This window comes from uncultured Legionella sp., assembly GCF_937871865.1.
Lineage (GTDB): Bacteria > Pseudomonadota > Gammaproteobacteria > Legionellales > Legionellaceae > Legionella.
In genome coordinates, this window is the sequence record NZ_CALMPD010000089.1 from 1 (window position 1) to 13,176 (window position 13,176).

The window sequence follows — 13,176 nt, forward strand, 5'->3', positions numbered from 1 at the left end:
CTAAGGCTACCAGGGACTACTCGCCCTAGCCTTCGGCTATCCATGGCTCGCAGCGTATGTTAGCCTATGTTTTAGTTTGTTCTGCATAGGCTAAGATATTAGAGTTCTTTTGCGAACCCAGAGTTAAATTTGTTTTTGTCCCTTTAATTAAGAAACCTCTTGATAAATACATAAAAATGCACACCTCGTACATCAAAATGTACAGGATTAATCTATTCCATTTGAACCTCATTAGAATCCAAGAGAACCTACGATTCATCTCCATTTTTGTAAATAGCTTGCTATTGCCTGGAACTGTATTTAAAAAAAACAAATTACAACAAAAATCCCATAAATTCTCTTTATAATTCACCAGCAGTTCACTTGAATTTAACCCGAAAACAACTATGATAAATATATGGTCACCAAAGAATAAATTTGATCAAATGAACCCTATTAAATTAAATTTAAATAAAGATTTTGTGGCCACTTCTAGTCAATTGGGATCAAACAAGGGAGGGTTCTTCAAAAAGAAGAGTGACGGAAGTGAATATTATATAAAATGGTTACCTGCTTCAGATAAAAAAAATTTAGACCGATTAAAAAACGAATACCTCGCTCTAAAGCTTTATGAGTTGTTTGGAGTAGCTGTTCCTAAAGCAGAATTATTTACCTTTACGGATGCGAAAGGTGTTCAGCAAGTGGGTATCATCACTGCCAAAAAAGAAGGCATCGCAGCCATCAAAAAGCCCTATCAGAATGACCCAGTACTTTTTGAACAAATACGTCAAAAAGCCCAGCAGGATTTCCTTATTGATGCATTAATAGCGAACTACGATGTAGTTGGCCTCGATATGGATAACTTGCATTACAATACCACAACTGGCGAGCCATTTAGGATAGATCCTGGCGGTGCATTAAGGTACAAAGCTCAGGGTGAAGATAAATGGAAGATCGGCTTATTCGATGACAAAGCCGATGAATTTGAAGATATGGCGTCTGACGAAGCAATCATAACAAAATACAAGCCACATGTTCTCTTCCAAGCAAGAGAAGTATTTAAAGGAGTTTATCAATCCCCTGCTCTGCAAATTGGCTTACAAAAATTACACGCGGTCAGTGAAGAGCAAATCAGGGCATGTATTAATAATAATTTTTATGACCCTAACACTGCCGAAGGAAAAGAAGCTAATGAGAAAATGATCACTATCCTTCTGGCAAGAAAACAATCACTGATAAAAAAAGCAGAACATCAGATTGCCTTGCACACAACCGCAGCGGAAACCAAATCAGACGTCGTTGTTGGTGTGAACTCCTTCATTCCCCAAGATATCAAAGCAGTCAAAGCCATTGTAGATAAGCCCATCATCTCAGCAATTAAAGACATAAAGCAGAGAGTAGTCAAATTAGAACAATTAGCACTGAAGGAACCGGCTAAATACAGCCTCCCCTATCAAGAAGCCAAACAGCTTCATGATAACCTGGAAAGAAATTTTAACAATTATAAAGCAAACAAAATAGATGATATTGCATTTTATGGATTAAACAAACTACAAATTAGTAAGACAGAACCTATTTTAGAACATCTTAGCCAACCTCAAGAAGGTGGTTGGCGCAAAGGATTAGCCTCAATAAAGCAAGCATTTAATCGCTTCTTTAGTTTTCTAGGACTGGCTTCTCGTTCTTTTGAGAACGAGCTGGCTGATTTTCGCCAAAAATCCATGGAGTTACAACAAATTCCAGAAAAACAGGACCCTGAAGACATGACCATCTCTCCTGAAGGTCTTGTAGAATTATATCCCTACAATAAAGAAGTGATCGCAGGATGCTATGAAGTGGCTCCATCCTGCCTGAAGAAGGCAGATCCAGATACGATCCTGGAATTAGTAAATAAAGAAATTGTCCCTCTTACAGATGCTGTTCAAACATTTCCTGAACATGAAGGATTAGTCAAAAAAGCCTATACACAAAAATATGAGCATGGAATCATTAAAACTGAAAAAAAATTGATTGACTTAATCAATAAAAAATCCATAAGCCCTGCGGACGCGGTTAAAGAGTACCCGAAAAATACGGTGATCATTGAAACTGCATATAAACTAGACCCAACTTCCATCAAACATGCAGACCATGAAGCTATCAATAAATTAGGTGAAAGCAATGTGATTAAAACAGCTGATGTTTTAACTGCATTTTCAATGTCGATGCCTAGCTCCGGTGAACAAGTTCTTGCTAAAGCTCAATTCGATTCTGCTATGACAAAAAAAGATTGGAAAACAGTAGTCAAAATTTGTGATAAATTCTGGTTTGAAAAACCAGGTGCTGCCAATAAAGAAAAAATCGTTAAAAAACTCGTTAAAAATCAGCAATGGGACGATTTATATCGATTCGAGCAACACTTCAAAAAAGAAGATTATCAGCTAACTGCTGGTCCTTTAATGAAAAAAGATGAAACAACTCAGCTTGAAGATTTGTTCCGCAAAATGATGGCTGATGGGAATTTTACCATTCAAAATATCAATGGAGAGGATCATTTTGTTTTCTCTGATGGAACTCAATTTAATTGGACAAGAATACAAGCCAATGCAGATTTACAACATATAGATCTCAATCCTGCCGACATGGGGGCCTATCGCCAGTACATGCAATCAGGACAGAACATACCCGCAGCGTACAGTACGTTAAATGTAAACCAAGAAAGCAAATATAGAAAACGACTTTACACCGATCCTCACAGTGGCAAACCTATCGCTCAACCTAATCCGCCACTAAGTTTCCAGGAAATGCAGGCCCTTAATGTGTACACTGGTGGTTTTTATGAGCAAATGAATGGATTAATGAGAAATGAGCCTAAAAAATTTGATTATAAAACTGGCGCGCCAGAAATAGTGCGTGCGGCCCTGATCCATTCGGTTATGGCCGGTAGTGGATTAAGAAAAGTTCCCACAACAGACGTTCCAGAAAGTTATAGGGGCGCAAGCATGGGTTCAGACGCAGAGCAGCAACAGCGCATTGAGGCAGCGGCAAAAAAGGGTGTAGTTGAACTCAATGGATTTGTTAGTTCAGCGATTGACAAGAAGGCAGCTTTTGGTTCCAAACCCGTAGCTTTTACTTTTAAAAATTTAAGAGGGGCTTATATCGCCGCGATATCCAAAGTTCCTCACGAAAAAGAGTATCTGATTCCTCAAACACAAGTACAGATTTCCAGTTATAAATATGAGGATGGAAAACATAAATTTGAAGCGTCTTTGGTATCTGATGTATTTTTTGCAGAAAAAGCAACATTTAAACCAATGATAATGGGTAAAAATCAAGAAGCAATTAATTTTGCATCTCCTAGAGAACTCATTGCTTTAATAGATGAAGGATTCATTAATCCCATCAATATAGTAAAAGACTTTAGTAACAATAAAGACATTGTTGCTGCTTGTTGTAATAAAGATCTAACAGTGATACCTACACTTCCAATACCTTTGGTTGCAGAATTAACTGTTGAAGGAAAAATCCCTCCTCTGAAAGCGGTTAGTTCGTTTCCTGTAAATGAACAAATTATTTATCTTGCTTACAAAATCGATCCCCTATCAATAAAAGTTGCCTCATCTGAAAAAATCATCGAGCTAGTGGATAAAGGAATTATATTAGCCGATGATGCGGTAAAAGCTTTTCCTGAAGATGAACAGGTAATCATTGCTGCGCACAAAAATAATCCTTCATCGATGAGTCATGTCCCTCTCACCAAGATTACAGAATTAATGAATAAAGCTGCGATTTCTCTAATAGACGCAGTAAAAGCGTTTCCTGATAATAACACGATTATTACGCAAGTATATAAAAAAGATCCTGCAGCCATTGGTTACGCCTCACCAGATAAAGTGGCAGAATTAATGAATAAAGGAGTCATCTCTATTGCTGATGGCATTAAAATTTTTCCTGATAATAACCTTATTATTTCCGCAGCTTATAAAATCGACCCAAAATCCATTAAACAGGTTTTACCATATAAGGTGCTGGATTTAATGGATAAAGGAATCATAGCATTAGAAGATGCGGTTAAGGCATTTCCTAATAATGAAGCAATTGTAAACTATGCCTGTAACCGAGAAAACATCAGATTAATCGAAACTGCGGAAGAATTAATTGATTTGATTAATCAAGGTGTAGTGAGTCCTGCAAATGCCATCGAACATTATCCTAAAAATGCAGGTGTCATAGAGGCCGCATATAAAAAAGACCCTTCTGCTATCAAATATGCCGACATCGAAACAATTAACCAATTAGGGCAAGCCAAAATCATAAAAGCCGCAGATGTTTTAAGTGCATTCGCAATAAAAATGCCTTCTAACAATGAAAAGTCAGAAAATGAAATCCAGTTTCACAAAGCCATGGCCAATAAAGACTGGCCTACAGTAGCAAGGATTTGTGATAAATTCTGGTTTGAGAAACCTGACACAGCGAATAAATCAGCTATCGCATCACAATTAACCCAAGATAAAAAATGGGAGGATCTGTTTCATTTTGAAAAGGCATTTAAGAACGATGTTTACCAGCTTTCCTCCGGCTCATTAAGAAAGACACCAGAAACAGATCAACTTGAAGAGTTATTACGCAAAATGATGACTAATGGTAATTTTACTATTCAAAATATTAATGGAGACGACCGCTTCGTTTTTACTGATGGTACTCAATTTAATTGGACAAAAATACAGGCCAATGCAGATTTACAACACCTTGAACTCACTCCCCATGATATGGAGTCTTATAAGCAGTTTCTGCAATCAGGCCAAAATCCATATAGTGCACAAAGTACACTTGATGCAAGCCAAGAAAGTGAATATAGAGCTCAACTGTATACCGATCCTAACAGTAACAAAGCCATTGAGCAGCCGAACCCTCCCCTAAGTTTTCAGGAAATGCAGGCCATTAATACCTACACCGGAGGTTTTTATGAACAAATGAATGGGTTAATGAGAAATGATCCGAATAAATTTGATTATAAAACTGGCGATCATAAAACGTTACGCGCAGCGTTGATCCATTCCGTTATGGCTGGCAGTGGATTAAGAAAAGTGCATACCACAGACATTCCTGTAAGTTATCGGGGTGCCAGTATGGGATCAAAAGAAGAACAACAGCAACGTATTGAAGCCGCAACCAGAAAAGGAGTAATAGAACTCAATGGCTTCATTAGCACCGCAACGGATAGTAGTGCATCATTTAATAGCAAACCTATAATCTTTACTTTTACTGATTTAGTAGGTGCATATATTGCTCCTATCTCAAAGTACCCTGATGAAAAAGAGTATCTAATGCCTCAGACCCAGGTACAAATTTCAAGTTACAAATATGAGAATGGAAAACATAAATTTGAAGCAAATGTCGTGTCTGATGCAGGATTTTCAAGAAAAGCAGCATTTGAACCAATGAAAATAAGCCCAACGAATGTGGCTATAAGATTTGCAGATCCGCAACAAATCATTAATTTAATAAATAAAGACTCATTCAGCCCAAAGCAAGCAATCCAGATCTTTCCAACAGATAACGACATTATTTCTGCCGTGTGCCATAAAGCACCTGACCTGATTAAAGAACTGCCTGTACAACAAGTAGTAACACTTGTTAATGAAAGAAAAATAGATCCTTTAGCTGCAACGAAAGCATTCCCAGATAATAAACAGGTTGTTTTAGCCTCTTACCATCAAAACAAAGAAGCAATAAAACTAGCATCTTCAACATTATTAACAGGGCTGGAAAACAAAACATCTAAACAATCATCAAAGAATTCAGCAGACGTAACCACATTACCAGGGAAAAGCGATATATTGGATTCTAAATTATTTAAAATTCAAAATGCATATCAACGCTCTGGCGAACCTCCGGAAGAGCTTATCAAAGATACGCTGAAAAAAGCATGTCAAACCACCAATTTTTTTGGAATCTCCAAAATGTCAACAAATACAAATAATGCGAAACACTTAATTAATAAGATAAAAGATAGCCCATCGTTGTGTCAGGCCTTTGGCATTGATGCTACTCAGTCAGAGTCTCATAGAGTCTCTGAAATAAAAAATTTAATGACACGAGCTAATACCAATAAGCCCTTGTATCCTGAAAATCAGTCGACAAATGAAAAAAGCACTGGGGCAAGGATATAGTAGAGAAGTGCACGTAACCTGGTTTTCTCGAACAAAAATTTGTACAAAATCTGTCGTTGCGAGCGTTAGCAAAGCAGAATGGATGCTTCACTAAAATCCTGTACTTGCTTCACTTCATTCGCAACGACGACTAATGTATAACGAATTAAAATTTCATTCACAGACCCTAGTATAGACCTGGAACTGATGTATCTTTTAAAGCTAAATTCTCGGGCAATAATAAAGCAAGCTCTGAAGTTCGTACTTGCTCAAGATGATTAATAGCATTTAAATCATCAATGGCCCATTCGAACGATGTGCCTCTTGCATTACCTACAAGTATTTTAGTTCCCTCTCCACGAGTGAAAGCCAAACCAAAACCAAGACCGTTGTTTGGAGCAGAAGACTTAAACCAAAAATCATTTTCTTTGATGTTAAAATTAAAAAAATGTAATTCTCTTGGCAACGAGTCTTCTCCTAATAATGGGGCAACCAAACCCTTTGGATTACAATATTCTTGTGCTATGTGTGCAGGAACATTTCTTTGAGCCAAACCAACGTTCATCCAGGCGGCTTTCATAGCAGTTGTATTTTTTGTGCTTCTCCAGGATTTCACTCCTTCACTATATTGTTGTAGTGCTGTTTTAAGAGGAGTGAAATCAAAATGAGCTGATTGACAGACAGTATTGTTTTGAGAATAAGACAGTCCATCAGGCTGACTCATCATACGCTCAGAGACAATCTCTTTTGTGTCCAGTTTCATATAAGTTTCCAACATGTGACACATATGAGAATCTTTAGCCCAATAAGCATATTCATAAGCAGTACAATTAAAGGTTCGCCCTGAATAATCAGTAAATTTACCCGGAGTCCTAAGTAACAATTGAGCATTGTCCGAAGTCAATAACTGTTCAGCCTCAATTTGTTTCCCCCTCGCGACATGTTGCAAAAAAAGACGTATTTGATATGTCATTGATTGTGCTGCATTTTTTTGGGTATTAGAAGACATGTGTTCAAACTCCTCATCATTGAGAGAAGACAGCCAAAGCTCAAGATCCACTTCTATATTTTCGTTAATAAATTCATTTTTATGCGGGATAACCCGAGGCTGCATCATGCAATCCTCACGAACATTTTTAAATAAAGCATTATCTAATGCTGGTTCTACAACTTTTGAAAAATCGACACAAATAGAACCCTGATGAGTTACAAAGGGTCCTGTTTTTACTGGATCCATAATTAAAAAGTCGTCCATGTGAGGATTTTCTTTAGTCGCTGTTACTGTTTTATAAATAATGGTGAATTGGGATTTAATTGCAGCAATATCCTGTTCATTCAAAAAACGAGACATCCCCAACCGTTCTACATGAGTATTGAGATAGCTACAAATGCACTCTTCAATATCATCCCCCTTGCTTAATCCATTAGAAATGAGTGTAACAAACTCATTACTTAAACCAGCAGAACCATCAAAAACAGAACCGAAATTTTGATGGCTGATATTATTGGATTTACAATAAATATTGACGTACGCTAAAAAGAATTGCGTGAGAATAGACAGTTTTTCTGTTTTTTCAGCATCAGTTTGCCTTCCTATACTATAAAACAGTGCAACAGGCGTATTGTCCCAGAGATGAGGTGCACAATAACCGAAGAGGGCCTCAATATACTCCTCGGGAGGGGTTCCAGAAGAAAATCCCATTTGATTATTGATATACGTTTCATTAACCTTAACTCCATGAGGACCGGTAGTAAAATCTATTGTTACATCACATAGACGACTACACTCTTCTTTTAGGACTACCTGAATATCATTAAACGTTGGATTATCTGGCAAATTCCCTAAAACTCTTTTCATTAAATTAGCCTGCAGATTTAGTGCAATTGTAGATGACGGGAATATTCTTTGGGCAGCTAAATATAAAGCGGACAAAGGGGTGCCATCATTACTGTTTTTACGATTAATAGTAAAAAGAGGATTAATCACTTTCGATTCAGGATCTTGTTCACTTGGTCTTAATTGAATGCTGTATAAATTTGAAGGTTTTTTCATTAATTCCATAATTGAAGCTGCATAACTCCACCGTAAGGATTTCACTCCTTCAATATAAGTATTGATTTGTTCCAAACGCTCAGCTTTAGCAACTTTCTGGGGGGCCTCCTCTACTAATAATTGAATATCTGATTCAAGAGCTGCTTTATACTTTGTCAGTTCTCGTAATGCCCCACCCCCATCAAAAAAATCTCTTAGGACTTTAGTCGACTTGCATGTATTGTCAGTGCTTATTTCTTGCCCGCCAATAATTGGGATCAACAAATGAACTAAATTTTTGTCTGGATTAATATGAATATACTTGGCCAGACCAGGCTCTTTACATGGAATAGAAATAGAGTTAGGAGGCATAATTTCCCTTCACTTATTATTGATAGTAATCAACCTGATTATAGTTTCTGTGAGCAAATTTTGTTTATCACATAAAAGCCTGTCGTTATGACGAATCAAAATTTGGTTCACAGAACTGAGCACGACTTCATTGCCATTAAGCACGTTATTTCGTAACCCGTATTACGCGATGCCCTGAGTGATCCAGGCATTTTTCACACACCCTTTTCTGTTCTTTATTAATTCATTATTGTGTCGTTCCCGCGCAGGCGGGAAACCATTGTCAAGTTACTTCCTTACTTTGACTGAAGAATGGATCCCCGCCTGCGCGGGAACGACACAATTGAGATCAGTTTGTTCAATACCATACCCCCTGTTGATTGTGCACAAATATGCCAGGATCAGCGCGATGCTAATACGGGCTAAAACATCTTAACTTAATGGCAGAGAGCACTAAATATAAACTTGTTAAGCAATGCCCCCTAAAAATTAAGCCCTTTTTCTTCTTTTATTTCTGATCCAGTATCCTCTTGAACTTGAGTTTTTCCAGATTTAGAAAACAGAAGACAGAAACGCTGGAACAGTCCCTTCTCATGAGGTTGTGCTATGACAGCAGTATGAGCAGGTTGTTTGACACCGAGGAAGTTCATCAACTCAGTTTTTACCTCACTAACGAGACCTGCATAAGTAACAGCATGCCAATCAGGGTTATTACAGGATTGTATTGCTCGTATATGTTTGGGATCATCATCTAATAATAAGACTTCGGCATCTTCCGGCACTACGTTGTAGCTAGCAATAACTGTTTCAATTTGTCGGACTTTAGGAGTGCTCTCAGCGGCCATTTTTCCTTTTATATGATCTGCATGTACTTGCAACTCAAACTGTATCTGGGAGTCAACCTTAGCCTGTAACGCTTGAATAAGGTCGCGCGATGCCCTCTCTCTGATAAGGGTTATGTCGTGACTATTTTCTGCACGGTATACAAGATAATCAGAAACTACATCACCAAAAACAGGTATTTTTTTTGCGTTATTAATTGTTTCACTAATACTTAGTTCTTCATAAGCAAGAGAATTTATTTGATGCAAACAAAATCGAGTACAAATAAAATCCAGTTTAATGTCATTTTTTTCCAGTACATCCACAATTTCATCATAAAACTGTCCAGCAGTTTTAAAATCATCATAAATACTTCTTGAAGTTACAATGCCAATTTTTACATCAGAACTGTCTGTTCTTTTTAAATCATCAGAGATTATTTTTATTAAAGAAGCAAGCTTTGCGTCACTTAATGTTCCATCAAAATCAACACACAAAAATTTGGTCATTGTTTCTCCGCAATTTAATCAAGATGGTCAATTATAACACAGAAATATATTTAAAACGTAAGTGAGTCATTATTATTTTTATAATATTCCATTGATGCAAAACGTCCTTATAAAAAGCTTATTTAACTTCTGGTAGGGCTCACTAAATGACCGACCTGCTGAACTGGCTCGTCAACTTCTCGTCCTTCACGTACCACTGTTTTCATTTGTTGCTGCATTTGCTTTAATGCCTCCAAATCCATTCCTCCTTTTGCTCCTTTTTCAGCTACAGCTAATTCAGCAGGTGCTTCTAATTGCACTTCAGCATCAACATCTAGCTCTTCTTCCGCTTGTTTTTCTTTTGCAAGTTCTATTACATGCTCTGCGGACAAATATTCATCAGGCATTTTAAAACCACGAGCAGCTTGCGCTGTGGTTATTTTGTCTAAAAATTCCTGGTCTCCAGGCCTGATTTGTTTGTAAGACTCAGGTCCCGCCGTGTAGCTTAGTCCAAATGATTTTGCACCGGTTTGTATTTCATGGGCAGTATGATCTTTGGCATCGACCATCCAGCCCATACAAGCGACCATTCCATCCCTCATGGCTTTATCTTTAGCAGCAGCATCTCCTTCAAACATTCCAAGCATTTGGCCCATGGTCAACATAGAGTCAGTTGTCCCCGATATCCCTGTTAGCATCAAATCCCCAGTTTCCTCTGCTGCGACTACTGATTTATGATCCCTGGCATCATGTATAGCGGACCAGGCTTCCCCCGGCTGCCATTTAATATGTTGATTAGCTGCATCAGCAGCAGTGAGAGAACCAGACTGGCCTAATATTTCTCGTTGACTTAAGGGTACTCTTCCAGATTGTACTTGCTCACCAATAGTCGGATTATGATTAGGGTAATCGTTACGAAACTCATCAGTTTGTGACTTTCTACTGCCATCTCGTGAAGAAGCATAGGCACCGTAAGCATAAACGCCACCGTATTTACCAGCCGATCGCGCACGTAATTCATCAATTGCGGCCTTATTTAATTGCCAGTCTTCTCCACGTTCTGTTAATTTATGATTAATTAGATCTACGTTATCCGGATCAGCAAACAACTTACCAGTAAATGCATGTGTCGTTTTGAAAGGAATATACATCCGTTCTCTCAAGTTACCTTCAGTTGCGTTCTGTATTGCCAGGGGGCTAAATCCAACAAAGCCAGCTTCATTAGCATTGCCGTTTTCAACACTACTACCATTCTGGCTTATGACAGCTGATTTTATATTCTTCTGTTTTAACTCGCTTAACAAACCAGGTGCTCTTGCATCGATCGCCTCTTGCGGAACGCCAAGATTCACCAATTGCTCGTTGGTTTCATTAATACCATCAGGGCTTCGTATACCTAACTCAACCGCTATCTCCATAATAGTCAGTACTCTTTTAGACATTTCACCGGCAAATTTTAAAGCCTCTGGATCATGAGTGGCAACATCCGCGATTGATTCGTTCAAAACAGCTTTGGAAGCTCGATATTCCTCCAAAGCCTGTTGTTGAATATCAGCAACATCCATGGGATCCAATTCTCGACTCACTTCAACTGGTATAGTCACAACTGGTTTAACGTGATCATCATAGGATGGTATTTCATCTTCGGTAAATTTTTTAATCGGCATGATACAACCCACCCATTATAAAATAATCCCCCTATGTATTATTTTAGTACATGCAGGAAAAAACGCATAAAATATAAACATGTTTTACATGGCTGGATTTCGTAAAATAAACAAGTTATGAGGACATTGATCGACTTAATTAAGACCGAACTGCTTGACTAAAGAACAATTATGAAGTACAAATTATAAGCACATGATGTGTTTCGGCAACGAAGCATTTCATACTTTTATAAATGGATATAACAAAAGGGCTTAATTATGAGTAAGTTTTATGTAGAAACAGTTGCTGCCTTTAGTAAGAATAAACCAACCAATAATCCCTCTTCAATTTTTATTAATTGCCCTGATTCTGTTTTAAACGAATTTAGAAGAGTTTTATCAGCCACTCCTATTTTAGGAGCTGAATACAACAACCCATATACTGGCCAAAAGGAAACCTTACCAGAAGATGTTGAAGAATTGACAAGCCGACATTTACAGGTTTTAGCGCGTAATGAACACCTGAATGTTGATGGGACAATGAAAGTAGGACTATATAATAATCTGTTAACCCCAGATCAAATCGCAAGAATACGTTGTCTGGTAAAGGCAACTACTGTTTCAGGAACAGTACATGCGACTCATACTGGAGGATATAGACTAGTTAGACAAAAATTTAGCGAACCTATTGGCAACATACTCATAGATCAAGCAGGATTGCAGTGGCAAAATGATTATAGAAATACCGGGGGCATGCATTTTTACCCTGAAGATGTAAATCATAAGGCATTACCAGACGGTTATTCCTCCTGGCAAAAAACAATGTATAAAACACTCTATGGTTTTGATCGCCCCACAGCTCCATCTGCAAATACACTTCAGGTTTATTGGGGGAAAGTAAAAGGCTTTGTTGATTTAGACTCTGTCACTAATGCCTTGGCGCTAGAGTTTACTCAGGCACTTGATGCGGTGGTTTTCCAGGGAAATCATGATCTGACTGATCAAAAGATTAATTTTAAATTTTGTAGAGCAGGAATGGGCTTTTTCTCTTCTGGTTTGCATACAGACAGCATTCATGAACTACGAGTTGCCCGGCTAAAAGGCATCGAAAAAGCGTTACAAGAAATTGCCGCTTTACCAGAGAGTAAACGTGCTGAAAAATTAGGAAAAATTGGTCGTCTTGTTTTACCGCACAGTAATGAAGCGCCTTATTCTGATGACGTGCTGCGACGCATAGGAATTCTGGTGCATTCATTAGGTCTCAATTGGGGAGGAGCTCCAGAAGAAGATCCCTTTAAACCAGAGGATGGATATGTCAATGCGACAACTAATTGTGCAGACCCTCATGCCATGCCCGGTAATGAAGGAGGCGCATCCAGTGTTGATGCCTGTATTTCATATAATGCTAACATTAATAATCATAATGCGGCTTTAAATAAAGACATACAGCTACGAGTAACGCCAGAATTTATATTTAGCCCTATGGCAAACAAAGTTCTGGAAGAAAATAATGCTCAGTTGGCTGAACGTGAAGCTGCCCCAGCTAATGATGAATCTCTTGTTAAAAACGAAAAAGAGCCCATATCAAATTCAGAGTTAAGTATATTTGCATCAAAAAAAGGAACCCAAACAGGTTCAGCCGAACATGATAGCCCGAATCCCCCCCAATTTGATAAATTCTAAAATATCGAACGGACTCCTCCACTCATGTGAAGGAGTTCGCCTAT

At 38.0% G+C, this 13,176-nt stretch carries 5 protein-coding genes; 2 read left to right on the plus strand and 3 right to left on the minus strand.

Going from position 1 to position 13,176, the window contains the following annotated elements; all coding sequences use genetic code 11:
* The first annotated feature begins 425 nt into the window (after positions 1 to 425).
* Positions 426 to 6,131, plus strand: a complete 5,706-nt coding sequence (locus Q0495_RS05305; RefSeq protein WP_298623875.1) for an ADP-ribosyltransferase — start codon at positions 426 to 428, stop codon at positions 6,129 to 6,131.
* Positions 6,132 to 6,297: 166 nt separating this feature from the next.
* Here the strand turns inward: Q0495_RS05305 and Q0495_RS05310 are convergent, their stop codons facing one another.
* The 3 genes from Q0495_RS05310 to Q0495_RS05320 form a co-directional block, all read right to left on the minus strand.
* Positions 6,298 to 8,514, minus strand: coding sequence for a hypothetical protein (locus Q0495_RS05310; protein ID WP_298623877.1), 2,217 nt, complete (start codon positions 8,512 to 8,514; stop codon positions 6,298 to 6,300).
* A gap of 461 nt (positions 8,515 to 8,975) precedes the next feature.
* Positions 8,976 to 9,824 (minus strand): hypothetical protein, encoded by an 849-nt coding sequence (locus Q0495_RS05315; RefSeq protein ID WP_298623879.1) that lies wholly within the window; start codon positions 9,822 to 9,824, stop codon positions 8,976 to 8,978.
* Between the two features lie 122 nt (positions 9,825 to 9,946).
* Positions 9,947 to 11,470, minus strand: a complete 1,524-nt coding sequence (locus tag Q0495_RS05320; protein ID WP_298623881.1) for a hypothetical protein — start codon at positions 11,468 to 11,470, stop codon at positions 9,947 to 9,949.
* A gap of 258 nt (positions 11,471 to 11,728) precedes the next feature.
* Here Q0495_RS05320 and Q0495_RS05325 point away from each other — a divergent pair, with 258 nt between their 5' ends.
* Positions 11,729 to 13,132 carry a hypothetical protein gene (locus Q0495_RS05325; RefSeq protein WP_298623883.1) on the plus strand — a complete coding sequence of 468 codons (1,404 nt, stop codon included), beginning with the start codon at positions 11,729 to 11,731 and terminating at the stop codon, positions 13,130 to 13,132.
* Positions 13,133 to 13,176 lie beyond the last annotated feature (44 nt).